This is a genomic window from Pseudonocardia halophobica (assembly GCF_027922425.1).
GTDB classification, from domain to species: Bacteria; Actinomycetota; Actinomycetes; order Mycobacteriales; family Pseudonocardiaceae; genus Pseudonocardia; species Pseudonocardia halophobica.
In genome coordinates this window covers 1-25,811 of the sequence record NZ_BSFQ01000050.1, presented here as the reverse complement: position 1 = coordinate 25,811, position 25,811 = coordinate 1, and the positions used below count along the sequence as shown (strand labels likewise).

24 protein-coding genes are annotated in these 25,811 nt (G+C 72.6%); 18 read left to right on the top strand and 6 right to left on the bottom strand.

What is annotated here, in order from left to right; genetic code table 11:
* Window positions 1-3 precede the first annotated feature (3 nt).
* From PKE99_RS33735 to PKE99_RS33705, 7 genes are all read left to right on the top strand, one after another.
* Window positions 4-975: an HpcH/HpaI aldolase/citrate lyase family protein gene (locus PKE99_RS33735; RefSeq protein WP_037042879.1), complete on the top strand. Its 972-nt coding sequence runs from the start codon at window positions 4-6 to the stop codon at window positions 973-975.
* A gap of 35 nt (window positions 976-1,010) precedes the next feature.
* Window positions 1,011-2,204, top strand: coding sequence for an acyl-CoA dehydrogenase family protein (locus PKE99_RS33730; RefSeq protein ID WP_037042876.1), 1,194 nt, complete (start codon window positions 1,011-1,013; stop codon window positions 2,202-2,204).
* 351 nt (window positions 2,205-2,555) lie between these two features.
* On the top strand, window positions 2,556-3,077 hold the full coding sequence (locus PKE99_RS33725; RefSeq protein ID WP_037042874.1) for a YflT domain-containing protein: 522 nt from the start codon (window positions 2,556-2,558) through the stop codon (window positions 3,075-3,077).
* Between the two features lie 206 nt (window positions 3,078-3,283).
* Window positions 3,284-4,678, top strand: a complete 1,395-nt coding sequence (locus PKE99_RS33720) for an ABC transporter substrate-binding protein (protein WP_081923941.1) — start codon at window positions 3,284-3,286, stop codon at window positions 4,676-4,678.
* Window positions 4,675-5,643, top strand: a complete 969-nt coding sequence (locus PKE99_RS33715) for a carbohydrate ABC transporter permease (protein ID WP_037042872.1) — start codon at window positions 4,675-4,677, stop codon at window positions 5,641-5,643. The genes PKE99_RS33720 and PKE99_RS33715 overlap by 4 nt, the downstream gene beginning before the upstream one ends.
* Before the next feature lie 62 nt (window positions 5,644-5,705).
* A complete protein-coding gene (locus PKE99_RS33710) occupies window positions 5,706-6,533 on the top strand; it encodes a carbohydrate ABC transporter permease (RefSeq protein WP_037043153.1) in 828 nt (275 codons plus the stop codon).
* A 4-nt stretch (window positions 6,534-6,537) separates the two neighbouring features.
* Window positions 6,538-7,737 carry an ABC transporter ATP-binding protein gene (locus tag PKE99_RS33705; protein WP_037042870.1) on the top strand — a complete coding sequence of 400 codons (1,200 nt, stop codon included), beginning with the start codon at window positions 6,538-6,540 and terminating at the stop codon, window positions 7,735-7,737.
* Between the two features lie 124 nt (window positions 7,738-7,861).
* Here the strand turns inward: PKE99_RS33705 and PKE99_RS33700 are convergent, their stop codons facing one another.
* Window positions 7,862-9,118, bottom strand: a complete 1,257-nt coding sequence (locus tag PKE99_RS33700; protein WP_051737055.1) for an ROK family protein — start codon at window positions 9,116-9,118, stop codon at window positions 7,862-7,864.
* A gap of 107 nt (window positions 9,119-9,225) precedes the next feature.
* On the opposite strand from PKE99_RS33700, the gene PKE99_RS33695 reads away from it, so the two are divergent.
* The 5 genes from PKE99_RS33695 (at window position 9,226) to PKE99_RS33675 (ending at window position 15,064) form a co-directional block, all read left to right on the top strand.
* The gene (locus PKE99_RS33695; RefSeq protein ID WP_037043150.1) at window positions 9,226-10,740 is read left to right on the top strand and encodes a sugar ABC transporter ATP-binding protein; all 1,515 of its coding nucleotides are present in this window, start codon (window positions 9,226-9,228) and stop codon (window positions 10,738-10,740) included.
* A gap of 119 nt (window positions 10,741-10,859) precedes the next feature.
* Complete coding sequence (locus tag PKE99_RS33690) at window positions 10,860-11,774, top strand: ABC transporter permease (RefSeq protein WP_081923940.1); 915 nt, start codon at window positions 10,860-10,862, stop codon at window positions 11,772-11,774.
* 52 nt (window positions 11,775-11,826) lie between these two features.
* Window positions 11,827-12,891 carry a substrate-binding domain-containing protein gene (locus tag PKE99_RS33685; RefSeq protein WP_037042868.1) on the top strand — a complete coding sequence of 355 codons (1,065 nt, stop codon included), beginning with the start codon at window positions 11,827-11,829 and terminating at the stop codon, window positions 12,889-12,891.
* Between the two features lie 20 nt (window positions 12,892-12,911).
* Window positions 12,912-14,066, top strand: coding sequence for a Gfo/Idh/MocA family protein (locus tag PKE99_RS33680; protein ID WP_051737108.1), 1,155 nt, complete (start codon window positions 12,912-12,914; stop codon window positions 14,064-14,066).
* On the top strand, window positions 14,063-15,064 hold the full coding sequence (locus PKE99_RS33675) for a sugar phosphate isomerase/epimerase family protein (protein WP_037042863.1): 1,002 nt from the start codon (window positions 14,063-14,065) through the stop codon (window positions 15,062-15,064). The genes PKE99_RS33680 and PKE99_RS33675 overlap by 4 nt, the downstream gene beginning before the upstream one ends.
* A gap of 68 nt (window positions 15,065-15,132) precedes the next feature.
* Here PKE99_RS33675 and PKE99_RS33670 read toward each other — a convergent pair whose 3' ends face one another.
* On the bottom strand, window positions 15,133-15,972 hold the full coding sequence (locus tag PKE99_RS33670) for a ParB N-terminal domain-containing protein (RefSeq protein WP_037042861.1): 840 nt from the start codon (window positions 15,970-15,972) through the stop codon (window positions 15,133-15,135).
* Window positions 15,972-16,619 (bottom strand): metallophosphoesterase family protein, encoded by a 648-nt coding sequence (locus PKE99_RS33665; protein ID WP_037042859.1) that lies wholly within the window; start codon window positions 16,617-16,619, stop codon window positions 15,972-15,974. Before PKE99_RS33665 ends, PKE99_RS33670 begins: the two co-directional genes overlap by 1 nt.
* 78 nt (window positions 16,620-16,697) lie before the next feature.
* On the opposite strand from PKE99_RS33665, the gene PKE99_RS33660 reads away from it, so the two are divergent.
* Window positions 16,698-18,551 (top strand): class I SAM-dependent methyltransferase, encoded by a 1,854-nt coding sequence (locus PKE99_RS33660; protein ID WP_051737053.1) that lies wholly within the window; start codon window positions 16,698-16,700, stop codon window positions 18,549-18,551.
* A gap of 3 nt (window positions 18,552-18,554) precedes the next feature.
* Here the strand turns inward: PKE99_RS33660 and PKE99_RS33655 are convergent, their stop codons facing one another.
* Window positions 18,555-19,547 (bottom strand): DUF5914 domain-containing protein, encoded by a 993-nt coding sequence (locus PKE99_RS33655; RefSeq protein ID WP_037042857.1) that lies wholly within the window; start codon window positions 19,545-19,547, stop codon window positions 18,555-18,557.
* Between the two features lie 138 nt (window positions 19,548-19,685).
* Between PKE99_RS33655 and PKE99_RS33650 the strand changes: the two genes are divergently transcribed.
* Entirely contained in the window at window positions 19,686-20,213 is a 528-nt protein-coding gene (locus tag PKE99_RS33650) for an OsmC family protein (RefSeq protein ID WP_037042854.1), read from the top strand.
* A 34-nt stretch (window positions 20,214-20,247) separates the two neighbouring features.
* Here the strand turns inward: PKE99_RS33650 and corA are convergent, their stop codons facing one another.
* On the bottom strand, window positions 20,248-21,354 hold the full coding sequence (gene corA / locus PKE99_RS33645; RefSeq protein ID WP_081923920.1) for a magnesium/cobalt transporter CorA: 1,107 nt from the start codon (window positions 21,352-21,354) through the stop codon (window positions 20,248-20,250).
* Between the two features lie 259 nt (window positions 21,355-21,613).
* On the opposite strand from corA, the gene PKE99_RS33640 reads away from it, so the two are divergent.
* Entirely contained in the window at window positions 21,614-22,117 is a 504-nt protein-coding gene (locus tag PKE99_RS33640) for a MaoC family dehydratase (RefSeq protein ID WP_037043146.1), read from the top strand.
* Window positions 22,118-22,198: 81 nt separating this feature from the next.
* Here PKE99_RS33640 and PKE99_RS33635 read toward each other — a convergent pair whose 3' ends face one another.
* The gene (locus PKE99_RS33635) at window positions 22,199-22,594 is read right to left on the bottom strand and encodes an NUDIX hydrolase (protein ID WP_037042852.1); all 396 of its coding nucleotides are present in this window, start codon (window positions 22,592-22,594) and stop codon (window positions 22,199-22,201) included.
* A gap of 98 nt (window positions 22,595-22,692) precedes the next feature.
* On the opposite strand from PKE99_RS33635, the gene PKE99_RS33630 reads away from it, so the two are divergent.
* The 3 genes from PKE99_RS33630 to cydD all read left to right on the top strand — a co-directional run.
* Complete coding sequence (locus PKE99_RS33630) at window positions 22,693-22,854, top strand: hypothetical protein (protein WP_197040525.1); 162 nt, start codon at window positions 22,693-22,695, stop codon at window positions 22,852-22,854.
* Complete coding sequence (locus PKE99_RS33625; RefSeq protein WP_037042849.1) at window positions 22,854-23,417, top strand: PH domain-containing protein; 564 nt, start codon at window positions 22,854-22,856, stop codon at window positions 23,415-23,417. Before PKE99_RS33630 ends, PKE99_RS33625 begins: the two co-directional genes overlap by 1 nt.
* Window positions 23,418-23,560: 143 nt before the next feature.
* Window positions 23,561-25,811: thiol reductant ABC exporter subunit CydD (gene cydD / locus PKE99_RS33620; protein WP_271214960.1), on the top strand; the 2,251-nt coding region annotated here is incomplete at its 3' end.

The following is a 25,811-nucleotide window of genomic DNA, read 5'->3' as shown; positions in this document are numbered from 1 at the left end:
ACAGTGACGTCCGAGAGCACCCGCCCGCTCCGCCCCCGCCGGTCCTGCCTGGCGGTTCCCGGTTCGAGCCAGAAGTTCATCGACAAGGCCCGGACGCTGGACTCGGACCAGGTCTTCCTCGACCTCGAGGACGCGTGCGCGCCGCTGGCCAAGCCGGGCGCCCGCAAGACGATCGTCGCCGCGCTGAACGAGGGCGGCTGGGGCGAGAAGGCCCGCGTGGTCCGCGTCAACGACTGGACCACCGAGTGGACCTACCGGGACGTCACGGAGGTCGTCGAGGGCGCCGGCGCGAACCTCGACGCGATCATGCTTCCGAAGGTGCAGACGCCGCAGCAGGTCGTCGCGCTCGACCTGCTGCTCACGCAGATCGAGAAGACCATGGGCTACGAGGTCGGCAAGATCGGCATCGAGGCGCAGATCGAGAACGCGCTGGGCCTGACCAACGTCAACGAGATCGCCACCGCGAGCCGGCGCGTCGAGACGATCATCTTCGGCCCGGCCGACTTCATGGCGTCGATCAACATGAAGTCCCTGGTCGTGGGCGAGCAGCCGCCGGGCTACGACGTCGGCGACGCCTACCACCACATCCTCATGTCGATCCTCATGGCCGCCCGCGCGCACGACAAGCAGGCCATCGACGGGCCGTACCTGCAGATCAAGGACGTCGACGGCTTCAAGCGCGTCGCCGGCCGCTCCGCCGCCCTGGGCTTCGACGGCAAGTGGGTGCTGCACCCCGGCCAGATCGACGCGGCCAACGAGGTCTTCAGCCCGTCGCAGGAGGACTACGACCACGCCGAGAACATCCTCGACGCGTACGAGTGGTTCACCTCCGAGGCCGGCGGCAAGCGCGGTGCCGCGATGCTCGGCGACGAGATGATCGACGAGGCCTCCCGCAAGATGGCCCTGGTGATCTCGGGCAAGGGCCGCGCCGCGGGTATGCAGCGCACGGACAAGTGGACCCCGCCGGAGGCCTGAGCGGCCCCTGACCCGACTCGACGAGGAGAGGCACCATGGCCCGCCTGGCCCAGACCGCCGGTCTCACCGACGTGCAGGAGGAGATCATCTCCACCGTCCGCACGTTCGTGGACAAGGAGATCATCCCGCACGCCACCGCCCTCGAGCACGAGGACGCCTACCCGCAGGACATCGTCGACGGGATGAAGGAGATGGGGCTCTTCGGCCTCACCATCCCCGAGGAGTACGGCGGCCTGGGCGAGTCCCTGCTGACCTACGCCCTGGTCGTCGAGCAGATCGCGCGCGGCTGGATGAGCGTCTCCGGCGTGATCAACACCCACTTCATCGTGGCGTACATGCTGATGCACCACGGCACCGAGGAGCAGAAGCAGAAGTACCTGCCGCAGATGGCGCTGGGGGAGACCCGGGGCGCCTTCTCGATGTCGGAGCCGGACCTCGGCTCGGACGTCGCGGCGATCAAGACCCGCGCCAAGCAGGACGGCGACGACTACGTCATCGACGGCGCCAAGATGTGGCTGACCAACGGCGGCTCGTCGAACCTGATCGCGCTGCTGGTGAAGACGGACCTCGGCAACCCGAAGCCGTACCAGAACCTCACCACGTTCCTGGTGGAGAAGCCGTCGGGCTTCGGCGAGGTCGTCCCCGGCCTCACCATCCCCGGCAAGATCGACAAGATGGGGTACAAGGGCGTCGACACCACCGAGGCGGTGTTCGACGGCTTCCGCATCCCGGCCGCGCAGATCCTGGGCGGGGAGGCCGGCAAGGGCTTCTCGCACATGATGGACGGCGTCGAGGTCGGCCGGGTCAACGTCGCGGCGCGCGCCTGCGGCATCTCGATCCGCGCCTTCGAGCTGGCCGTGGAGTACGCGCAGCAGCGCGCCACCTTCGGCAAGCCGATCGCCGAGCACCAGGCCATCGCGTTCAAGCTGGCCGAGATGGGCACCAAGGTCGAGGCCGCCCACCTGATGATGGTCAACGCGGCCCGGCTCAAGGACCGAGGCGAGCGCAACGACGTCGAGGCCGGCATGGCGAAGCTGCTCGCGAGCGAGTACTGCGCCGAGGTGACCCAGGAGGCCTTCCGCATCCACGGCGGCTACGGGTACTCGAAGGAGTACGAGATCGAGCGCCTGATGCGCGAGGCGCCCTTCCTGCTGATCGGCGAGGGCACCAGCGAGATCCAGAAGACGATCATCTCCCGCGGGCTGCTCAAGGAGTACAAGAGCCGCTGACCCCTGTGAGTGGCAATAGTCGCTATAGCGACTATTGCCACTCACGAGGCGGTCACTCGTCCCCGGCGCCGAAGCGGCGCACCCGTCCGCGCCCTTCCGCCCACCACGAGTCCGGCCAGCACCAGCAGCACCAGCAGTCGGCCGGGGGGAACCATCGGCCGACCGCCGTACGCACAGGACCGACCGAGTGGCGGTGGGCCGACGTCCGGGAGCGGGTGCGCCGGCAGCGGTCCCGGCGGCGTGCCTCTATCGTGACCAGCGCGGAGGGCACTTCGGCGCGGTCCCGGTCGTTGACATCATGGGCACCGAGATGTCCGAGGTGTCCAGTCGGCCGTACCGAGGAGAGAGCCCGTGACCACCCCGTTCGGCGGAAGCGGACAGCCCGCGCCGGGCCTGCCCAATCTGCCCACCCCGCCCACCGGCTGGCCGGTCGGCTCGTACGCCACCTACGAGGAGGCGCAGCGGGCGGTCGACCATCTCGCCGACAGCGACTTCCCCGTGCGGGACGTCACGATCGTCGGCGTCGACCTGATGCTCGTCGAGCGGATCGTCGGGCGGCTGACCTGGGGCCGCGTGCTCCTCTCGGGGGCGGCCTCCGGTGCCTGGTTCGGTCTGTTCGTGGGCCTGCTGCTCAGCCTGTTCAGCACCGGGGGCGGCGGCGTCGTCCGGATCGTGGTCGCGCTGCTCGGCGGCATCGTGTTCGGCCTGGCCTTCGCGGCGGCCCAGTACTGGGGCACCCGCGGCCGCCGGGACTTCACCTCGGCCAGCCAGATGGTCGCCGGCCGGTACGACGTGCTGTGCCAGCCGCGCAACGCGGAGAAGGCCCGCGAGCTGCTGGCGAAGCTGGCGATGGGTACCGCCGCGGGCGCCTGAACGCAAGCCGGACTCGTCCGTTGGTGTCCATTTCGGTCTGATCAGGTCTCGGCTTGGTCACTGCCGCGATCTCGGATTGCGGGGTGCCCGGAGCCGACATAGGTTTCCCGTACCGATCGCCGCTCGTGATCGGGGTCACACGACTGTGCGATGCCGCGCCGCTGCTCCCGTACCGGCCGCCCGCGTCGCCGGAACGGGAGGCCGGAATGGGGCAGCCGCCGGGCACGCGGGCCGGGGGAGCCGAGGTGCGGCGTCGCAGACGGCGTCGCGGGCGAGGCCGCTGGGCGGCCGCGGGCGGCGTGGTGCTCGCCGCGGCGGTCCTGGCCGGCTGCGGGGCCGAGGCGGCCGGGCCGCCGACGCTGAACTTCTACACCCCGGCGGACGGCGCGACGCAGTACGCCGAGGCCGCCAAGGACTGCACCACGGCCGCGAACGGCCGGTACACGATCGCCCAGCAGACCCTCCCCAAGGGCGCGGACGACCAGCGGCTCCAGCTGGCCCGGCGGCTCGTCGCGGGCGACACCGCCGTCGACATCGTCGGCATCGACGTCACCTGGACCGCCGAGTTCGCCAAGGCCGGCTGGCTGGAGAAGTTCCCGCCGGCCGTCCGGAGCCAGGTCGAGCAGGGCACCCTCGCCGGTCCGCTCGAGACCGGCACCTACCAGGGTGACCTGTGGGCGGCCCCGCTCAACACCAACACCCAGATCCTCTGGTACCGCAAGGACCTCGCCCCCACGCCGCCGACGACGTGGGACGAGATGATCCAGATGTCCGAGGCGTTGCACCAGAAGGGTCTCCCCTCCTACATCGAGGTCCAGGGCGCCCAGTACGAGGGCCTCACGGTCTGGTTCAACACGCTGGTCAACAGCGCCGGCAGCCAGATCGTCGACGAGAACGGCAAGGTCCTCATCGCCGAGCAGCCCGGGTCGGGAGACGCCGAGGAGGCCGCGACGATCATGAAGCGGGTGGCGTCGTCGCCGGCGTCGGACCCGTCGTTGTCGGTCGCCAAGGAGAACGACGGCCGGCTCGCGATGGAGGCCGGCACCGCCGCGTTCCAGATCAACTACCCGTTCGTCTACGCCTCCATCAACACCCCGCCGCCGGACGGTGGCGGCGGTGGCACCTTCATCGACGAGCAGGGCAAGCCCGCCGCCACGGACACCGGGCGCCAGGTCGTCGACGAGTTCGCGTGGGCGCCGTACCCGTCGGTGAACCCGGGCGAGCCGGCGAAGGTCACCATCGGCGGCCTGAACCTCGGCGTGAGCAGCACGTCGCTGCACAAGGACCTGGCGTTCGAGGCCGTGCAGTGCCTGCGCAACCGGGAGAACCAGCTGCGCAACGCCGTCGACGGCGGTGTCCCGCCGACGCTCGAGGCGCTGTACTCGGACCCGTCCTTCCAGCAGGAGTACCCGGCCTGGCAGGCGATCAAGGAGTCGCTGGACAACGCGAGCGTGCGGCCCAAGACCCCGGCCTACCAGAGCATCTCGATCGTGATCTCGGACCTGCTCAACCCGCCCGCGGAGATCGACCCCGCCGCGGTCCCGGCCGAGCTCGCCGACCAGATCGTCCGCGCGCAGAACTCCGAAGGGCTGGTCCCGTGAGCATCGACAGCGGGGCCCTCGCGGCCTCGACGACACAGCAGACCGAGCAGCAGGGCGGGGCGCACCGGAAGGGCAAGCCGGCGCTGTCCGAGGGCAAGAAGGCGGAGCGCAGGCTCGGGCTCCTGCTCTGCGCCCCCGCCGCGATCATCATGGTCGCGGTCACGGCGTACCCGATCGTCTACGCGGTCTGGCTGTCCTTCCAGCGCTACGACCTGCGGTTCCCGGCGGACCGCGCGTTCGCCGGGTTCGCCAACTACGCCGCCGTGCTGACGTCCGAGTACTGGTGGCGCGCCTTCCTGGTCACGATGATCATCACGATCGTCTCGGTGGCGATCGAGTTCGTGCTCGGCCTGGCGCTGGCCCTGGTCATGCACCGCACGATCGTCGGGCGCGGCCTGACCAGGACCGTCGTGCTCATCCCGTACGGCATCGTCACGGTCGTCGCGGCCTTCAGCTGGCAGTTCGCCTGGACGCCGGACAAGGGCTACCTGGCGGCGATGCTGCCCGAGGGCGCCGCGCCGCTGACCGGGCAGGTGTCGGCGATCCTGCTGATCATCCTGGCCGAGGTCTGGAAGACCACGCCGTTCATGGCGCTGCTGCTGATGGCCGGCCTCGCCCTCGTGCCGGACGACCTGCTCAAGGCCGCCCAGGTCGACGGCGCCGGCCCGTGGCAGCGGCTGACCCGGATCATCCTGCCGATGATGAAGCCGGCCATCCTGGTCGCGCTGCTGTTCCGCACGCTCGACGCCTTCCGCGTGTTCGACAACATCTACATCCTCACGCAGGGCTCCAACGGCACCGGCTCGGTGTCGATGCTCGGCTACGACAACCTGTTCAAGGCCTTCAACCTGGGCATCGGCTCGGCGATCAGCGTGCTGATCTTCATCGCCGTCGCTCTGATCGCGTTCCTGTTCATCAAGATATTCGGGGCCGCGGCGCCCGGGTCCGACGAGGGGAAGCGCTGATGGCCACCGCAGTGGAGTCCCGGCCGGCCGCCCCGGCGAAGGGCTCGTCCAAGGGCGCGGGCATGTCCGAGGGGCAGAAGAAGACCTGGTGGGCGGTCGCCGACCTGGTCGTGCTGCTCTACGCGCTGGTGCCGGTGCTGTGGATCCTGTCGCTGAGCTTCAAGACCACCGACACGATCACGGACGGGAACTTCTTCCCGCGCAGCTGGACGCTCGACAACTACGCGCAGATCTTCCAGATCGGCCTGTTCACGGCGGCGCTGCGGAACTCCATCGGCATCGCGCTGATCTCCACGGTGCTCGCGGTCGTGATCGGGACCATGGCGGCCTACGCCATCGCCCGCCTGGACTTCCCGGGCAAGAAGGTCCTCGTCGGCGTCTCGCTGCTCATCGCGATGTTCCCGCAGATCTCGCTGGTCAGCCCGCTGTTCGACATCTTCCGCGGGATCGGCATCTTCGACACCTGGCTCGGTCTGATCCTGCCGTACATCACGTTCGCGCTGCCGCTGGCGATCTACACGCTGTCCGCGTTCTTCCGGGAGATCCCGTGGGAGCTGGAGAAGGCGGCGAAGATGGACGGCGCCACGCCGCTGCAGGCCTTCCGCTCGGTCATCGTCCCGCTGGCCGCGCCGGGCGTGTTCACCACGGCGATCCTCGTGTTCATCTTCTGCTGGAACGACTTCCTGTTCGCGATCTCGCTGACGTCGACCAGCCGCTCGCAGACGGCGACGGTGGCGATCGCGAACTTCACCGGCGCCTCGCAGTTCGCGGAGCCGACCGGGTCGATCGCGGCCGCGGCCGTGCTGCTCACCATTCCGATCATCGTCTTCGTGCTGTTCTTCCAGCGCCGGATCGTCGCCGGGCTGACCTCCGGCGCAGTGAAGGGATAACCCGATGGCCGACATCGTCCTGGACCACGTCTACAAGCGTTACCCCGACGGCACCCTCGGCGCCGACGACGTCAACATCGAGATCGCCGACGGCGAGTTCATCATCCTCGTCGGCCCCTCCGGCTGCGGGAAGTCCACGACGCTGAACATGATCGCCGGGCTCGAGGACATCTCGGACGGCGAGCTGCGCATCGGCGGTCAGCGCATGAACGAGCGCGCCCCCAAGGACCGCGACATCGCGATGGTGTTCCAGTCCTACGCGCTCTACCCGCACATGACGGTGCGGGAGAACATGGCCTTCCCGCTCAAGCTGGCCAAGGTCGACAAGGCGGAGATCGACCGGAAGGTCACCGACGCCGCGAAGATCCTCGACCTCACCCAACACCTGGACCGCAAGCCCGCCAACATGTCCGGCGGCCAGCGCCAGCGCGTCGCGATGGGCCGCGCGATCGTCCGCAGCCCCAAGGCCTTCCTCATGGACGAGCCGCTGTCGAACCTCGACGCCAAGCTGCGCGTCCAGATGCGGACGATGGTCTCCAAGCTGCAGCAGCGGCTGGAGACGACCACGGTCTACGTCACGCACGACCAGACCGAGGCTATGACGCTCGGCGACCGGATCGTCGTCATGCGCAGCGGCGTGGTGCAGCAGATCGGCTCGCCGCAGCACCTGTACGACCACCCGGCCAACCTGTTCGTCGCCGGCTTCATCGGCTCGCCGGCCATGAACTTCCTGCCGGCGCGGCTGGAGAACGACTCGCTCCGCACGGCCCTCGGCGACCTCGCGCTGTCCGACCAGGTGCGGCAGACGCTGTCCTCGTCGGGCGCGGAGCGGGACGTGATCGTCGGCATCCGGCCGGAGCACTTCGAGGACGCCGCCCTGATCGAGGAGGGCATCCGCCACCAGGGCTCCACGTTCTCCGCCCAGGTCGACGTGCTGGAGTCGATGGGCTCGGACAAGTTCGCCTACTTCACGATCGAGGAGCAGGCGACCTCCGACGAGCTCGCCGAGCTGGCCGCCGACGCCGGCACCGCGGACGTCCCGGGCGGCGACGCGGGCCAGCTGGTCACCCGCCTGTCCGCCGCGTCGGGGGCCAGCGAGGGCCAGTCCGTCGACGTGTGGGTGGACACCTCGAAGCTGCAGGTGTTCGACCCGAAGAACGGGAAGAACCTGACTGCGAGCGAGGCCGCCCCCGCCACCGTCTGATCCCGTCCCGCGAGCCGGGAGATCCTGCAGCGCGAGTCGTGAGATGCAGGATCTCCCGACTCGCGCGCTCGGAAGTCCCGACTCGCGCTGCCGGACGTCCCGACTCGCGGGAGGGGAGAGCGGGTCAGGGGGCGGGGAGGAGGAGGCCGATCGACTCCGCGGAGAGCACCCGCTCGATGCCGAGGACCGTGGCGCCGGCGACGCCCGCGTACTCCCCGAGCACGCTGTTGGTCAGCACCAGGTTGCGCGTTGCGAGGGGTAACGCGCGCTGGTAGACCACGCTGCGGACCCCGGCGAGCAGCTCGTCGCTGGCGGCGGTGAGGGAGCCGCCGATCGTCACCCGCGCCGGGTTGTAGAGGTGGACGAGCGTCGCGACGAGCTCGCCGATCAACCCGGCCGCCTCGCGCACCGCCGCGACCGCTCGCGCGTCGCCGCGCCCCAGCATCGCCCGCAGGTCGGCGATCGAGGGCACCTCGCCGCGGCCGCCCAGCCGGCGCGCGATGGCCCCGGCCGAGGCGACGGCCTCGATGCAGCCGACGTTGCCGCACACGCACGCGTCGTCGGGCGCCCCGCGCACCCGGACGTGCCCGATGTCGCCGGCCGCGCCGTCCGCACCGTGGTGCAGCGAGCCGCCGCCGGTCACGAGCCCGCCGCCGATGCCCGTCCCGACCTTGACGAACAGCAGGGGAACCTGGTCGGCGGGCAACGCCCGGGCCTCGCCGAGCGCGCGCAGGTTGACGTCGTTCTCCAGCACGGCCGGGCAGCCGAAGGTCTGCTGGAGCCGGGCCGTCACCGGGTAGGCGTGCCAGCCGGGCATGATCGGCGGCCGCACCGGGATCCCGAGGTGGTTGTCGACCGGCCCGGGCAGGCCGATCACGACCGCCCGCGCCGGGACGGCCGATCCCGTACGGAGCCGGGTGAGCTCCGTCTCCACCGTCCGGAGCACGGTGTCCGGCCCGTCCGTGACGTCGAGGTCGACGTGGGTGTGGGCGAGCACCCGCTGGGCGAGGTCGGTCACGGCGAGGTGCGCACCCCGCGCGCCGACGTCCGCGAGCAGCACCTGGCCGCCCTCCGCGGCCAGCGCGAGCCGCTCGGCGGGGCGGCCCCGGCCGGCCGTCGGCCGCAGCCCGTCGAGCCGGAGGAGCCCGCCGGCGAGCAGCCCGTCGACCGCGGTGCTCACCGTGGTCCTGGCCAGGCCGGTCGCGGCGACCAGGTCGGCCTTGCTCACCGCGGTGTCCGACGCGACCAGCCGGGCGACGGTGCTGAGCAGCAGCGCCGGGTCGATGCGCCCGGACTGCGGCGGGGCGCTGAGCCGCAACGGGGGCAGCAGTGCGGGACCCGGCAGCGGAGGCCGGGCCGTGGTCGAGTGCGGCAACGCCATTGTCACGCCCCGATATCGTCCGATAAATAGCGCGAAAGGGCATTATTCGGTCGTTGTACGGCGCTGGTCAACGCTTCTACTTTCCCCTCGTGGCGTCACTGCTGACGATGCGCGGGATCGTGAAGACCTTCCCCGGTGTGCGCGCGCTCGACGGCGTCGACCTCGACGTCGCCGCCGGCGAGGTCCACTGCCTGCTCGGGCAGAACGGGGCCGGCAAGTCGACGCTGATCAAGGTGCTGGCCGGTGCCCACCGCCCCGACGCCGGCGCGATCACCTGGGACGGCGACACGGTCACCTTCGGCTCGCCGCACGCCGCCGACGCCGCGGGCATCGCCACCATCCACCAGGAGCTCGACCTCGTCCCCGGGCTGTCGGTCGCGGAGAACGTCGTGCTCGGCCACGAGCCCGCCCGGCTGGGCTTCACCCGCCCCCGCGACGCCGAGAAGATCGCCCGCCGGCTGCTGACGCGGCTCGGCCACCCCGAGATCCCGCCGCGCCGCGAGCTGGGCGACCTGTCCGCCGCCGGCCAGCAGATCGTCAGCATGGCCCGCGCGCTGGCCCGCGACGCCCGCCTGATCGTCATGGACGAGCCGTCGGCGGTGCTCGACCCGGAGGAGGTGCGCAACCTCTTCCGCGTGATCCGCGAGCTCACCGCGGACGGCGTCGCCGTCGTCTACATCTCGCACCGGCTCGAGGAGATCCGCGAGATCGGCGACCGCGTGACCGTGCTCAAGGACGGCCGGACGGTCGCCCGGAACCTCCCCGCCCGGACCACCCCGACCGCGGACGTCATCCGGCTGATGACCGGCCGCTCGCTCGAGTACGTGTTCCCGCCGTCGACGGGCGAGGTCGGCGAGGTCGTCCTCGAGGTCGACGGCCTGGGCCGCGGGACCGAGTTCTCCGGCGTCTCGTTCACCGTGCGGGCGGGGGAGGTGGTGGGCCTCGCCGGCCTGGTCGGCTCCGGCCGCTCGGAGATCCTCGAGACGGTCTACGGCGCCCGGCGCGCGGACGCCGGCGAGATCCGGGTGCGCGGCCGGGCGCTGCCCCGCGGGTCCGTGCCCGCCGCGGTGCGGGCGGGGCTCGGGCTGTGCCCGGAGGAACGCAAGACCCAGGCGCTGCTGCTCGACGAGCCGGTGATGCGCAACGTCTCCCTCCCGGCCCTGCGCCGCTTCGCGCGCGGCGGGTTCCTCGGCGGCGAGGCCGAGCTGGCCGACGCCGGCGTGGTCACCGCGCAGCTCGACGTCCGGCCCGCCGATCCGCGCCGGCCCGCCCGCACGCTCTCGGGCGGCAACCAGCAGAAGGTCGTCCTGGCCCGCTGGCTGCTGCACGGATGCACCGTCCTGCTGCTCGACGAGCCCACCCGCGGCGTCGACGTCGGCGCCCGCAGCGAGATCTACGCGCTGGTCCGTCGGCTCGCGGGCGAGGGCGTCGCGGTGGTGCTGGTCTCCAGCGAGGTGCCCGAGGTGCTCGGGCTGGCCGACCGGGTGCTCGTCGTGCGGGAGGGCCGGATCGTGCACGCGGGCCCGGCCGCCGAGCTCGACGAGCACCGGGTGCTCGACCTGGTGATGGAAGGAGCCGACATGACCGCCGACGGACGGCCGACCGCGGGGGCGGGATCGTGAACGAGCCGAGCCCGACCTCCGAGGCGCGAGCGCCGGAGGCACCGGAGGCCCACCCGCCGGCGCGGCCGGAACCGTCCCGCGTGGTGCGGCTGCTGTTCGAGGGCGGCATCGGGCGCAACATGGGTCTCGTCGCCGTGCTGGTGCTGCTCGCGGTGGTCGGCGTGGTGACGGCGCCGCAGACCTTCCCGACGGCGTCGAACCTGCTGACCGTGCTGACCTCGGCGTCGATCATCGGGGTCCTGACGGTCGGCGTGACGTTCGTGATCATCGGCGGCGGCATCGACCTGTCCGTCGGCAAGGTGATGGCGCTGGCGTCGGTGTGGGCCACGACGGTGGCCACGCAGTCGTTCGGCGCGCTCGTGATGATCTTCTGCGCGCTGGCGGTGGGGGTCGGCGCGGGGCTGATCAACGGCGTGCTGATCGCGTACGGCCGGATCGTCCCGTTCATCGCCACGCTGGCCATGCTGATCTCCGCGCAGGGCCTGGCGGAGCTGATCTCCGGGCGGCGCAGCCAGATCGTCACGGACCCCGTGATCGCGGCCATCGCGAGCACCCGGATCCTCGGCATCCCGCTGCTCGTCTACATCTTCGCCGTGGTCATCGCCGTCGGCTGGGTCGTGCTGAACCGCACCACCTTCGGCCGCCGCACCTTCGCGATCGGCGGCAACCCCGAGGCGGCGCGGCTGGCGGGCGTGGACGTGCGGCGGCACACCGTGCTGCTCTACGTCGTCTCGGGGCTGTGCTGCGGCATCGCGGCGATCATGATCGCCTCGCTCACCACGACCGGCTCGAGCACCCACGGCACGCTCTACGAGCTCGACGCCATCGCCGCGGTGATCATCGGCGGCACGCTGCTCACCGGCGGCCGCGGGACGCTGATCGGCTCCATCCTCGGCGTCCTGGTGTTCACGGTGATCACCAACCTGTTCGTGCTGAACAACCTGGCCATCGAGGTCCAGAACATCGCCAAGGGCGCGATCATCGTCGTCGCGGTGCTCATCCAGGCCCGCGCCCGGCGCTCGTCCACCACCTGACCGGCCCACCCGACCCGCCCGACCCGCTGTCCCGCAAAGGAGCGCGAGAGCCATGACCGATTCCCTGCTGCCCGGGGGCCTCGGCCGCCGCGGCTTCCTCGCGGCGCTCGGCGTCGGCACGGTCGCCACGGTGGCGGCGTGCACGAGCAACGAGGCCCCGTCCAGCGGGTCCGGCGCCAACGTCGCCGCGGCCGGCGGCGACAACGCCACGCCGGGCGCCCCGGTCACCATCGGGTTCTCCGCGCCCGCGGCCGACCACGGCTGGATCGCGGCGATCGCGAACAACGCGAAGGCGCAGGCCGAGCAGTACCCCGACGTGACCTTCGCCCCCGTCAACCCGACCAACGACGTCGCCCAGCAGATCGCCGCCGTGGAGACGCTGATCAACCAGAAGGTCGACGCGCTGGTCATCCTGCCCAACGACGGCAGCCAGCTCACCAGTCTCGGCCGCCGCGCGATGGACGCCGACATCCCGGTCATCAACCTCGACCGCATCTTCGACTCGCCGCTGGCCTACCGGACGTGGATCGGCGGCGACAACTACGGCATGGGCGTCAGCGCCGGGACCTACATCGGCGAGCGGCTCCGCGCCGCGAACGTCACGAACCCGGTCATCGGCGAGGTCGCGGGCATCGACAACCTCCCGCTGACCCAGGAACGCAGCAAGGGCTTCTCCGACGCCCTGGCCTCCTACGGCTACGCGGTCGGCCCGCGGCAGGCCGCGGACTTCACCGCGCAGGGCGGGCAGCGGGTCACGGCGAACCTGCTGCAGGCCGCACCGAAGCTCGACGCCCTCTGGAACCACGACGACGACCAGGGCATCGGCGTGCTCGCCGCGATCAACCAGGCGGGGCGCAACGAGTTCTTCATGGTCGGCGGGGCCGGCTCGGCCAACGCGATGCGGGACATCCAGGCCGACAACACCGTGCTCAAGGCGACGGTGACCTACAGCCCGACCATGGCGTCGTCGGCCATCGCGCTGGCCCGGCTCGTCGCGCAGAACCGCGGCATGAGCGACCTGGTGGAGAAGGAGGTCCCGACGTCGATCACGCTGGCCTCGGCGACCATCACCAAGGAGAACGTGGCCGACTACCTGCCGCTGGGCTTCGAGTCGTGACTCCTCCGCTCGGCGTCGGCATGATCGGCTACGCCTTCATGGGCGCGGCGCACTCGCAGGCGTGGCGCTCGGCGGCGCACGTGTTCGACCTCCCGCTCGCCCCCGACATGGCGGTCCTGTGCGGCCGCGACCCCGCGGCGGCGCGGGCGGCCGCGGCGAGGCTCGGCTGGCGGTCCGTCGAGACCGACTGGAAGCAGCTGCTGACCCGGGACGACGTCGCGCTCGTCGACGTCTGCACGCCCGGCGACACGCACGCGGAGATCGCGATCGCGGCACTCGACGCCGGCAAGCACGTGCTGTGCGAGAAGCCGTTGGCCAACAGCGTCGACGAGGCGCGGGCCATGGTCGCGGCGGCGGAGCGGGCGCGGGCCCGCGGGGCGCGCTCGATGGTCGGGTTCAACTACCGCCGGGTGCCAGCGATCGCGCTGGCCCGGCGGCTGGTGGAGCAGGGCCGGATCGGCCCGGTGCGGCACGTGCGCGCGGTGTACCTGCAGGACTGGATCGTCGACCCGGAGTTCCCGCTGGTCTGGCGGCTGCAGCGGGACAAGGCCGGCTCGGGGGCGCTCGGCGACATCGGCGCGCACATCGTGGACCTCGCGCAGTACGTCGTGGGCGACCGGCTCACCGGCGTCTCCGCACTCACCGAGACGTTCGTGAAGGAGCGGCCGCTGGCGACCGCGTCCGGCGGCCTGTCCGGGGCCGGCGGTGCCCAGCGCGGGCCGGTGACCGTCGACGACGCGGCCCTCTTCCTCGGCCGCTTCGCCGGCGGCGCGGTCGCCTCGTTCGAGGCCACCCGCTTCGCGACCGGGCGCAAGAACGGCCTGCGGCTGGAGGTCAACGGCGGGTCGGGCTCGCTGGCGTTCGACTTCGAGGCGATGAACGAGCTCTGGTTCCACGACGGCACCGAGGCGCCCGACACCGCCGGCTTCCGGCGCATCCACGTCACCGAGCCGACCCACCCGTACATGGAGGCGTGGTGGCCGCCGGGGCACGGGCTCGGCTACGAGCACACCTTCGTGCACGAAATGGCGGACCTGGTGCGCGACCTGGCGGCGGGGACCGACCCGACGCCGTCGTTCGCCGACGGGCTGCAGGTGCAGCTGGTGCTCGACGCGGTCGAACGGTCCGCGGCCGGGGGCAGCTGCTGGGAGACGATCGAGGGGGACGCGTCATGAGACCGGTCACGCTGTTCACCGGGCAGTGGGCCGACCTGCCCTTCACCGAGGTGGCGCGGCTGGCGGGGGAGTGGGGCTACGACGGACTGGAGATCGCCTGCTGGGGCGACCACTTCGACCCGTGGGCGGCCGTCGAGGACGACCGGTACGTGCAGGAGCGGCTGGACATCCTGGAGAAGCACGGGCTGCGGGTGTACGCGATCTCCAACCACCTCACCGGCCAGGCGGTCTGCGACGACCCGATCGACGAGCGGCACAAGGGGATCGTGCCCGCGCGGGTGTGGGGCGACGGCGAGCCCGAGGGGGTGCGGCAGCGGGCGGCCGAGGCGATGCAGGTGACCGCCCGGGCGGCGGCGAAGCTCGGGGTGCGCACGGTCGTCGGGTTCACCGGCTCCGCCATCTGGAAGACCGTCGCGATGTTCCCGCCCGTGCCACAGTCCATGGTGGACGCGGGCTACCGGGACTTCGCCGACCGCTGGAACCCGATCCTCGACGTGTTCGACGAGGTGGGCGTCCGGTTCGCGCACGAGGTGCACCCGTCGGAGATCGCCTACGACTACTGGACGACGGTCGCGGCGCTGGAGGCCGTCGGGCACCGGGAGGCGTTCGGGCTGAACTGGGACCCGAGCCACTTCGTGTGGCAGGACCTCGATCCGGTCGGGTTCCTGTGGGACTTCCGGGACCGGATCTACCACGTCGACTGCAAGGACGCGAAGCGCCAGGTCGGCAACGGGCGCAACGGGCGGATGGGCTCGCACCTGCCGTGGGCGGACCCGCGGCGCGGGTGGGACTTCGTGTCCACCGGGCACGGCGACGTGCCGTGGGAGGCGTGCTTCCGGATGCTCAACACCATCGGCTACGACGGGCCCGTGTCGATCGAGTGGGAGGACGCCGGCATGGACCGGCTGATCGGGGCGCCGGACGCGCTGGCGTTCGTGCGGCGCAACCTGTTTGACCCGCCCGGGGCAGCGTTCGACTCGGCCTTCGGCGGCAACTGAGGTTTCCGCAGCTCGGCGGGGGTCGTGAGTGGCAACTGCCCCGCTAGGGGCAGTTGCCACTCACGGGGTCAGCCGGGGTTCGCGCGGAGCCGCTCGACCACGTCGTCGTCCCAGCGGTGGGTGCGCAGCAGGCGGTAGCGCTGGCAGGCGAGGTGCAGGTAGGCGTCCGTCTCGGTGCGGTCGCCGATCAGCGCGGCCTGGGCGAGCAGCCGCACCACCGGGCGGTACTCCTCGGCCCACCAGCGGCGGGCGACGGTCTCGCGGTCGAGGTAGCGGCCCTCGCTCTGCATCAGCCGGAAGCCCCACGCCTCGACGGTCTCGGACAGCTCCGCGTAGTTCCAGGCGTCGCCGACCTCGATCGTGGCCAGCTGGGTGCGGCCGAGCGGGACGCGGTCGAGGAAGACGCGCCGCAGGTCCTTCGTGATGAGGTCGCCGCGGTGCACGATGCCGTTCGGGTCGATCTTCGTGGTGACCTCGGTGATCAGCGCGTCGATCGTGCGCAGGCCCAGGGCGTGGGCGACCGAGACCCGGTGGTGCCCGTCCCGGACGAAGTGCAGCCCGCCCACCCGGTACAGGTCCACGGGCGGGATCGTCTCGCCGCGCCGCTGCGCCCGGGCCAGCCGCTCCCAGCGCTCCCGGCTGTGCCGGCTGCGCGGCCGGAACCAGCGGTCGAAGTCCGTGGTGCGGTCCACGCTGCCGACGATCGTGTCCAGCTCCACGATGTGGATGCCCGGCAGGCGACGCTCGCCCGTGCGGCCCAGGGCGGCCACCACCTCGTCGAACGGGAGGATCTCCGAGACGTCGTCGGGTTCGTGGCGCAGCCACGCCACCAGACGCGAGAGCACCTGCCGGCGGCGCTGGCGGAGGAAGTCGTGCTCCGCGTCGGCCTGCGGGAAACCCGTCTCCACTAGAGGTCCAGCACCTTCCTGCCGACGACGTTGACGACCCGGGTGGTGCCGAGCATCCGGTCCGGTACGGGCTCACCGTAGGGGTGGATGTGACCGTGCACCAGGAACCGCGGCTGCAGCTGCGCGACCACCCCGTGCAGGCAGACGAAGCCGCGGTGCGGGCCGTCCTCGCGGTCGCCGCAGTGCCGGGGCGGGGCGTGCGTGAGCAGGACGTCGACGCCCCTGCCGTCCTTGCGCCGGGCCCGCTTCGCCAGCCGGACGAGCCGCTTCGCCCGCCGCGTCTGCTCGGCCTCGGTCCACTGGTTGGGGCCGGCCCGGTAGCGCAGGCAGCCGCCGAGCCCGGCGATCCGCAGCCCGCCGGCGTCGACGATCCGGCCGTCGGCGTTCTCGAAGCCGGCCGGGCCGGGCCATTCGCAGGGGTGCCCGGCGCTGGTCCACAGCCCGCGGCGCTGGCGGAAGCCGCTCAGGTCGCGGTCGTGGTTGCCGGGGACCATCACGGCGGGCCGGTCCACGTCGTCCGCGATTGCAGCCAGGTAGTCGAAGGGCAGGTCGCCCGCGGCCAGCACGAGGTCGACGGCGCCGCGCCGGGCCGCGCCGCAACGCAGTCCGGGGATCTCCTCGTCGGCCACCGCCAGGGTTCGCACCATCGCCCGACCAGCCTATTCGCTCCCGTCCCGGCGCGCGTCCCCTTGGGCGGCGGCCTTCCATGGGCCAGGATCGTGCGGGTGAGCGGAACGGACACCAGCGCGCCGGAGACCGTCCTGCCGGCGGCCGACACCGCCCTGGACCAGCCCGCCCGGGCCTTCGACCGGATCGTCCGCAACAGCGACGCCTACCGCGCGCAGCTGCGGACCACGATCCACCGGATGGGCCTGAGCGGGCGCAAGCGCACGCTGCTGGTCCTGGGCTGCGGCAGCGGGGCGCCGGTGCAGGGGGTCGTCGACGAGGCGCCGGGATGGAAGGTCGTGGCCGTCGACGAGTCCGCGGAGCTCGTCGGCACCGCGCGGCGGCTGGACTGGGCACCGGACTACCGGTTCCTGCACGGCACCCTCGGCACGCTCGACGACGCCCTGCGCGCCGAGGGCATCGAGCCGCGGTTCGACGGGATCCTCGTCGTGTTCCAGATGCGCCACCAGCGCAACCTCGACGACACCCTCGACTACCTCCTGGAGCTGCTCAAGCCGGGGGCGCCGCTGGCGGTGCACGAGTACTCGGTGCGCGGCGACCGCGCGGCCCGGACGCGCTGGACCGCGGCGTGCTGGCTGGACTACCTGCCGCGGATCCGGATGCGCGGGCGGGTGCCGGGGATGGCGTCGTACCTGTGGCACTCGGTGCTGCGGTTCGACTCCCCGTCGATGTTCAAGGAGCGGCTCCAGGTCGCCGGGTTCACGGACGTCCGGGTCCAGACGGTCGGCGGCTGGCAGGAGCACATCCTCCACACCTTCCTCGGGCGCAAGCCGGAGGACGAGCCCGACGAACCGCTCGACGACCTCGACTCCGGGGACCCCGGCACGGACTCCTGGGCGGACCGCGGCACCGACACCCCGCCCGCGGCGTCGGCGCCGGTCCCGGCGCCGCGGCCGAGCCCGTCGGAACGGCGCGAGTGGGGCCCGGTGTCGCGGCGGGAGGAGCCCGCCGACGACCGGGGCGACGTCTTCGACCTCGACGAGGAGGAGGACGAGGCCGGCTACGCGGCGCGGGACGGGGGCGCCGACCCCGACTCCGACCTCGGCTCCATCGACACCGACGACGACGGCCCCACCTCGTACGCGGACATGGACGAGTTCGAGGACAACCACGACCTCGACGGCACGCAGTACCTCGACGACCCGGACGAGACGGTGCTGTTCACCCACGCCGACGCGGACGCCGAGACGCCGCCCGTGGGGATGCCGGTGGTCGAGGAGGAGGGGCAGCGGTCCGGCCGGGCGGAGAGCGCGGAGACCGAACAGCACCGCCAGGAGCCGCCGCGCGAGGAGCCGACGGAGGTGGTGGAGCGGGAGGCTCCGGCGCCGCCCGTCGAGGCGGACGCGGTCGCGCGGACCGGGATCGTCGACGCCCCGACCGTCGCCGAGGACGCCGACGCGGGCCGGCCCGTCGAACCCACCGAGCCCGCTGGATCGACCGAGCCCGCCGAATCGACCGAGCGCACGGTGCGCACGGTGCGCACGGAGCCCGCCGAGCCCGCCGCCTCCGGCGAGCGCACGGAACCCGCCGAGGCCACCGCTTCCGGCGAGCCCACTGAGCGCGCCGAACCCGACGAGCTCGTCGGGCAGGACCCGGAGCCCAGGCAGGACGCGGAGCCCAGGCAGGACCCGGAGCCCAGGCGGGACCCGGAGCCCAGGGAGGAGCCGGAGCCCCGGGAGGAGGCGCCGCGCGCTGCGGCGACCCGCCGCGTCCGCAACCTCTTCCGCGGGTCGCGCCGCGGCGCCGCCCAGGCCGAGCCGCCCGGCTCGCCCTGGCTGCGCCGGGCCGAGCGGGAGGCCACGCGCGGGGGCGACCCGGAGGACGCTGCCGAGGGCGACCCGAAGGACGCTGCCGTGGCCGATTCCGGGGTCGGAGCCGAGCAGCGCGAGTAGCGCCTACCGCGTCCGGACCGTGTACCGCCGCTCCGCGTAGGCGATGTCGTCCTTCCACAGCCGGGCGGCGGTGGCGCGGACCAGTGGGCGCAGCGCCCCGCCCACCTTCGCGACCTGCGCGAACCCGCCCCGGTCCGAGTACGCCACGACCGCCTCGATCACCGCCGTGCGGGGCGCACCGTCGGGACCGGGGCCGAGCGGCGTCGCGTGCGTCTCGACCACGCTGCCGGTGCCCTCGCCGTCGACGATCTCCATCGTGACCGTGCGCGGCTCGGGGCAGCTGAACGCGGCGTGCACCGGCACCCCGATCCGCCCGGCGACCCGGAAGCTGACCTCCACGAGGAACCGGTCCTCGGCCTCGGTGACCCCGGGGGAGGGGGCGTCGAGCACCCGCAGCGACGCGAACGAGTAGGGGTGGAACCAGGCGCCGTGCCACGGGTCGAGCCGGTTGGCGACCACGTCCTGCGGCTCGCACCGCCCGATCACCGTCGCGACGGCGGCGAACGACCCCTCGGCGGGCGGCCGCGGGCCCAGCACGGGCGCTCCGGTGGGGCTCTCGCCGGGGGCCAGCAGGTCGTCGAGCCGGACCCAGGCCAGCACGCCGTCGTCGTGCGCGGGCAGCGGCGACCAGCCGGGTCGCCCGCCGGCGCCGAGGGCGAGCCCGTGCCACCGGCAGATGAGCTGCCCGTCGTGGACCGGGGCGTCGCAGAGCGCGGCCCCGAGGTGCGGACAGGCGCCCGGCCCGACGTGCAGCGCGCCTGCCGCGTCCCGCCAGGCCACGAGCTCGCGACCGGCCACCGTCCGCCCGAACGCCTTCCCGGGGCGCACCTCCCGGCTGGCGGCGAGCACCACCCAGCCGCCCGACGGCCGTGCGGCCGCCCGCTCGGTCGCGGCGCGGATCAGCGCGGGGCTGGCCCCCCGCCAGGACGGCTCCTGCTCCGCCCACGGGGGAGTGCGCAGCAGGCGGAGGGGGGTGACGGGGCGGCGCTTCGACACGGGTCGAAGGCTAGCCAGGTCCGGCCGATCCGCGAGTCGAACCCGACCTCCGCTGCCCCGAAGCTCCGGGGCGCGGTGGTGGCCCGGACAAGATCCCCGCCGTACCCTGTTCTGCCCGCGGACCCGAGGAGGCGTCTGATGAAGGTGGATCTGGGCTTCGACGCAGGCGTGCTCACCGAGCTCATCGACAGGGTGCGCTCGGAGCCCGAGGCCGGTGCGACCGTGTGGAAGGCGGGCACCCGGTGGGAGAAGGGCCTGCGCAGCCGTGCCGTGATCGCGCGCCCGGACAAGGAGCATGTCGTTCCGATGGACGAGCCCACCGTGCTCGGCGGCTCCGACAGCGCTCCGAACATGGTGGAGGTCGTGCTCGGTGCTTACGGCTGCTGCCTCACCACCGGGTTCGTCGCCAACGCGGCCCTGCGGGGGATCGAGCTCGAGGGTGTGGACATCGAGATCGAGGGCGAGCTCGACCTGCAGGGCTTCTTCGGGCTCCGCGACCCGGACGAGGTCTGGCCGGGCTACACCGACGTCCGGGCGACCGTGTCGCTCAGGGCGCCCACCGCCACGCGGGAGCAGCTCGAGGAGCTCTTCACGGCCGTGGTCCCCACCTCGCCGGTGGGCAGCATCATCTCCCGCCCGGTCCGGCTCCGTACCGAGCTCGGCTGAGCCGAGTCGAGCCGACCGTGCGCCGGATGTGCCGTCAGAGCCAGTTGTTCTTGCGGAAGTTGCGGTAGAGCAGCCCGCAGGCCAGCACGATGATCATGATCACGAGGGGGTAGCCGAACTGCCAGTGCAGCTCGGGCATGTAGTCGAAGTTCATCCCGTAGATGCCGGCGACCATCGTGGGCACGGTGATCAGCGCGGCGTACGCGGTGATCTTGCGCATGTCGGAGTTCTGCCGCATGGACACCTTGGCCAGCACGGCGTCGACCAGCGTCGTGAGGAGCTCGTTGAAGCCCGCGACGCGCTCGGCGACCCCGGACAGGTGGTCCTCGACGTCCCGGAAGTAGCTGCGGACCTCGTGCGGGATGAGCGAGCTGTACCCCTCGGTGATCTTGTGCAGCGGCTTGAGCAGCGGGGTGACGGCGCGGCGCAGCTCGAGGATCTCGCGCTTCATCACGTAGATCTGCTCGGGATCCATCGTGGTGCGCGGGGCGAAGACCTCGGCCTCGAGCTCGTCGATGTCGTCCTCGATCGCCTCGGTGACCTCGAGGTAGGTGTCGACGACGTGGTCGGCGATGGCGTGCAGCACCGCCGCCGGGCCGAGGGCGAGCTGCTCGGCGTCCTCCTCCAGCTTGCGCCGCACCGCCGCGAGGCCGGTGTGCTTGCCGTGCCGGACCGTGACCACGAAGTCCCGGCCGACGAAGGCCTGCACCTCGCCCGTCTCGACGATCTCGTTGCTGGTGGTCGGCTCGACGTGCCCGACGTAGCTCACGGTCTTGAGCACCATGAACAGCGTGTCGTCGTAGCGCTCGAGCTTCGGCCGGTTGTGCGCGTGCACCGCGTCCTCGACGGCCAGCTCGTGCAGCCCGTAGGTCTCGGCGATGCCGGTGATCTGGTCCTCGGTGGGCTCGTGCAGCCCGATCCAGACGAAGCCCTCGCCGCGCTCGCGGACCTCGTCGATGGCCGCGTCGTGCGTCCAGCGACCGGGCAGCCGCTCGCCGTCGACGTACACGCCGCAGTCGACCACGTAGGCCGAGACGGGTACACGCAGCCGCGGCAGCACGCTGGTGTGGGCGTTGCGACCCAGGCGGGCACGCGAGCCGGCCGCCTTGATGGCGGGGCGGAGGGAGGACAGGGGCGGCACGGCGCACCTCCTGCGGCGAGAACGGGCGGGGACGCGGGGAAGGCACGTCTCGCCGGACGCCGCAGGGCGTGACTCAGCCCACGACGGGAGCGGCGGGGACGCGCTCGGTACTACTGCCTGGCGCCGGATCCATCGCGCGTCACCTCCTCCGCCACTCGCGGTCCTCGTGCGTGACCGTGATCGCGCCGCGCCTCTCGGGAAGCGGGCCACCGGCTAGATTACCCGGCCGTACGGATTGTCGGCGATGGAGGCGAGAACGTTGCAGTTCGGCCGTTACTACGAGGAGTTCGAGGTCGGGGCGGTGTACAAGCACTGGCCCGGGAAGACGGTCACCGAGTACGACGACCACCTCTTCTGCCTCCTGACGATGAACCACCACCCCCTCCACATGGACGCGAACTACGCGGAGGAGACGACGGACTTCAAGCGCAACGTCGTCGTCGGGAACTACATCTACTCGCTGCTGCTGGGCATGTCCGTGCCGGACGTGTCGGGCAAGGCGATCGCGAACCTCGAGGTCGAGTCGCTGAAGCACACCAAGCCGACCTTCCACGGGGACACGATCTACGGCGAGACCGAGGTCCTGGACAAGACCGAGTCGAAGTCGAAGGACGACCGCGGCGTGGTCTACGTGGAGACGCGCGGCTACAAGCAGGACGGCACCGTCGTGTGCACCTTCCGGCGCAAGGTGATGGTCCCCAAGCGCAGCTACGGCGACTCCCGCGGCGGCGAGCAGCCGGGCCGCCCGGTCCCGGCCTCCTGAGCCGGCCGAGTCGATCTGAGACGAACGGCACTCTCGCCCGGTAGATCCGAGCGAGGGTGCCGTTCGTCCGTTCGGGGAGGCTCAGCGCGGCAGGACCGCCCAGCCCGCGAGGGTCTCGGCGAGGCCGTCGACGAGGGGGAGCGCGGCGAACTCGGCGGCGTCGACCCAGCGGGCGTCGGCGGCGTCGTCGCCGGCGGTGAGGGTGCCCCCGACGAGCGTGCAGCGGTAGTCCGCGATCCGGTACGGCCCTACGAGAACGGTGCCGACGTGCGGCCCCGCCGACACCGCCAGCCCGGTCTCCTCGGCCATCTCGCGGACGAGCGCGGCGGCGTCGTCCTCGCCCGGCTCGACGTGCCCGCCGGGGAGCGACCAGAGCCCTCGCCCGGGCTCCGTCCCCCGTTTGATCAGCAGTAACCTGCCATCTGCATCGTGCAGGATTGCCCCCACACAGGGGACGTGTCGGCTACCCTCGGTCATCGGCCGAAACGGTACGCTCCCCGCGTGGCCGTATCCTCACGCCGGGGATGTCGGTATTTTCTGATCTTGCCAGCTCCTCCTGCCGGAACGGTGGTCGTGTGAACGTCAAGAAGCTGACCGGGCTGATCGTCATCGCCCTGGTTGTGTTCTTCATCGTGACGAACCCCAGCGGCGCCTCGGGCGCCGTCAACGGCATCGGCAACTGGCTCTACGGCGTCGGCACGAACATCACGAGCTTCCTCTCCAGCCTGGCACCCTGATGCTCGCCCCCCGGGAGATCGACGAGTACCTGCTCCCCACGGAGCGGCGGGTCATCCGGGTGCGGCAGCACTGGGCCGTCATGATCCCGCACATCACGCAGACGGGGCTGTTCCTCATCGCGATGATCGCGATCGACCGGGTGCTGCAGGGGCGGGTCGGCGAGGCCGGCGGGTTCGGCGAGGCGCTCGTCGACAACCTGACCTTCTACCTGGCGCTGGTCGCGGTGCTGCGCTTCGTGGTGAACTCGATCCTCTGGTGGATCGAGCGGATCGTCATCACGGACAAGCGCGTGATGCTCGCGCAGGGGATCATCACGCACAGCGTGGGCATGATGCCGCTGGGCAAGGTCACCGACCTGACCTTCGAGCGCAGCATCGGCGGCCGGTTCCTGGGCTACGGCACGCTGATCGTGGAGTCCGCCGGCCAGATCCAGGCGCTGAACCGGATCGACTACATGCCGCGGCCGGAGGAGATCTACGAGGCGCTCTCCGAGCTGGTGTTCGGCGAGAAGGGCAAGACCCGGGCCACCGGCATGCTCGCCCGCAACCGCTGGCGGCGCTGACGCCCGTCACCGGGCCGGGACCTTCGTCCCTGTCCCGGCCCGCATCGGTCCCGTCCCGGACCGCCCCTGTGCCCTCGCGACGCCGCGCCGTCGCCCGGGAGGGTGATCACCGGACGTGAGCGCAGCCGGGATCGGAGGGCCGGATGACACCCGATCCCGCCCGGCGGCCCCTCGACCCGCGGCTGCTCCGCCACGCCGCGGCGGCCCGCCGGTTCGTGCTGGCCGCCCTCGCGATCGCCGTCGCGACCGCGCTCCTGGTGATGGTGCAGGCCCAGCTCCTGGCGACCGTCGTCGCCGACGGGTTCCTCGGCGGCGCCGGGCTCGCGGCGCTGCTGCCGCTGCTGGGGTTCGCCGCCCTGGCCGTCGCCGGACGGGCCGGGCTCGCCTGGGCGGGCGAGGTGGCGGCGTACCGGGCGTCGGCCGACGTGGTGCGGGAGCTGCGGAGCCAGGTCGTCGGGCACGTGCTCCGGCTCGGGCCGCGGCACCGCGCCCTGCCCCCGGCCGGCGAGGTCGCCACGCTGACCTCCCGCGGGCTCGACGACCTCGAGGCCTACTTCGGCCGCTACCTGCCGGCCCTGCTGGTCGCGGCCGTGGTCCCGGTCGTCCTGGCGGTCCGCATCCTCACCGCCGACTGGCTGTCCGGGCTGCTCGTGGGGTTGACGGTGCCGCTGATCCCGCTGTTCGCGGTGCTCGTGGGGCTGCACACGCAGCGCTCGACGGCCCGGCGCTGGCGCACGCTCGCCGTGCTCGGGCACCACTTCCTCGACCTCGTCGCGGGACTCGACGTGCTGGTCGCCTTCGGCCGCGCGGGGCACCAGTCCGGCCGGCTGCGCACGATGACCGAGGCCTACCGGCGGGCGACGATGCGCACCCTGCGCGTGGCGTTCCTGTCGGCGCTGGTCCTGGAGCTCGTCGCGACCCTGTCGGTGGCGCTGGTCGCGGTCTCCATCGGGCTCCGGCTGGTCGGCGGCTCGCTCGACCTCGCCACGGGGCTGCTCGTGCTGCTGCTCGCGCCCGAGGTCTACCTCCCGTTGCGGGCGGTCGGGGCGCGCTTCCACGACGCCGCCGCGGGCACCGCCGCCGCCTCCGCCGCGCTCGACCTGCTCGACACCCCGGTCCCGCCTCCCGGTCCGGCCGCGGCGCCGGACCCCGCGACGCACCCCGTCGTGCTCGACGGGATCCGGGTCGACGGCCGCGCCGCACCGATCCTCGACGGGCTCGACCTGACCCTGCACCCCGGCGAGATCGTCGGCGTGCGCGGACCCAGCGGCTGCGGCAAGACGACCCTGGTGGAGCTCCTCGCCGGGCTGCGGACGCCGGACGCCGGCCGGGTGCTGGTCGGCGGGACCGACCTGGCCGACGTCGACCCGGCCGCCTGGCGCCGCCGGGTCGCGTGGGTGCCGCAGCGACCCGTGCTGCTCGCGGGCACCGCTGCTGAGAACATCGCGCTCGCCGATCCGGACGCCGGACCGGACGCGGTCGCGCGGGCCGCTGGGCTCGCCCGGCTCGACGTCCCACCGGACACCCCCGTCGGGGAGGACGGCGCCGGCCTGTCCACCGGACAACGGCGCCGGGTCGCCCTCGCCCGTGCCGTGCTCGCCGACCGCCCGCTGCTGCTCCTCGACGAACCGACCGAGGGTGTCGACGCGGCCACGGAGGCGGCGATCGGCGACGGCCTCGCGGAGATCGCCGCCGGTCGGACCGTCGTGCTGGTCAGCCACCGGCCCGAGCTGCTGGCCCGGTGCGACCGGGTCGTCACGCTCGCGCCCACGCCCGTCGCGGGGGAGGAGATCACGCAGACCCCAGGTGCGCGAAGCCCGGAGCCGACCCCGGCCGACGACGCGCCCCGGCCGGGCCCTTCCGCGCCGCTGCGGTCCGTCGCGCGCGGGCAGCGGGGCCGGCTGGTCGTGGCCGTGCTGCTCGGCGCCGCGGCGCTCGGCTCGGGCGTCGCGCTGACCGCCACCTCGGCCTGGCTCATCTCGGCCGCGGCCCTGCAGCCGCCGGTGCTGACGCTGATGGTCGCGATCGTGGGCGTGCGCGCGTTCGGCCTCGGCAAGGGCGTGTTCCGGTACGCCGAGCGGCTCGTGTCGCACGACGCCGCGCTCCGGGTGGGCAGCGCGCTGCGCGTCCGGGTCTGGGCAGACCTCGTCCGGCTCGGCCCCGCCGCCACCGCGCGGCACCGCCGCGGCGACCTGCTGACCCGGCTCGTCGCGGACACCGACGCACCGCAGGACCTGCTCGTCCGCGTGCTGCTGCCGGCCACCGCCGCCGCGCTCGTGGGCGGTGCCGCCGTGCTCGGCTTCGCGCTGCTGCTCCCGTTCGCAGGGGCGGTGCTGGCGGCCGGGCTGCTCGTCGCCGGGATCGGCGCGCCCGCGCTCGCCGCGACCGCCGCGC

What these genes read in the sequence shown, in the direction of transcription:
- PKE99_RS33730 (WP_037042876.1), top strand. Translation starts at nt 1,011, where the DNA reads ATGGCCCGCCTGGCCCAGACCGCCGGTCTCACCGACGTGCAGGAGGAG.
- PKE99_RS33720 (WP_081923941.1), top strand. Translation starts at nt 3,284, where the DNA reads ATGGGGCAGCCGCCGGGCACGCGGGCCGGGGGAGCCGAGGTGCGGCGT.
- PKE99_RS33710 (WP_037043153.1), top strand. Translation starts at nt 5,706, where the DNA reads ATGTCCGAGGGGCAGAAGAAGACCTGGTGGGCGGTCGCCGACCTGGTC.
- PKE99_RS33705 (WP_037042870.1), top strand. Translation starts at nt 6,538, where the DNA reads ATGGCCGACATCGTCCTGGACCACGTCTACAAGCGTTACCCCGACGGC.
- PKE99_RS33700 (WP_051737055.1), bottom strand. Translation starts at nt 9,118, where the DNA reads ATGGCGTTGCCGCACTCGACCACGGCCCGGCCTCCGCTGCCGGGTCCC.
- PKE99_RS33695 (WP_037043150.1), top strand. Translation starts at nt 9,226, where the DNA reads ATGCGCGGGATCGTGAAGACCTTCCCCGGTGTGCGCGCGCTCGACGGC.
- PKE99_RS33690 (WP_081923940.1), top strand. Translation starts at nt 10,860, where the DNA reads ATGGGTCTCGTCGCCGTGCTGGTGCTGCTCGCGGTGGTCGGCGTGGTG.
- PKE99_RS33685 (WP_037042868.1), top strand. Translation starts at nt 11,827, where the DNA reads ATGACCGATTCCCTGCTGCCCGGGGGCCTCGGCCGCCGCGGCTTCCTC.
- PKE99_RS33680 (WP_051737108.1), top strand. Translation starts at nt 12,912, where the DNA reads ATGATCGGCTACGCCTTCATGGGCGCGGCGCACTCGCAGGCGTGGCGC.
- PKE99_RS33675 (WP_037042863.1), top strand. Translation starts at nt 14,063, where the DNA reads ATGAGACCGGTCACGCTGTTCACCGGGCAGTGGGCCGACCTGCCCTTC.
- PKE99_RS33665 (WP_037042859.1), bottom strand. Translation starts at nt 16,619, where the DNA reads ATGGTGCGAACCCTGGCGGTGGCCGACGAGGAGATCCCCGGACTGCGT.
- PKE99_RS33650 (WP_037042854.1), top strand. Translation starts at nt 19,686, where the DNA reads ATGAAGGTGGATCTGGGCTTCGACGCAGGCGTGCTCACCGAGCTCATC.
- PKE99_RS33635 (WP_037042852.1), bottom strand. Translation starts at nt 22,594, where the DNA reads ATGACCGAGGGTAGCCGACACGTCCCCTGTGTGGGGGCAATCCTGCAC.
- PKE99_RS33625 (WP_037042849.1), top strand. Translation starts at nt 22,854, where the DNA reads ATGCTCGCCCCCCGGGAGATCGACGAGTACCTGCTCCCCACGGAGCGG.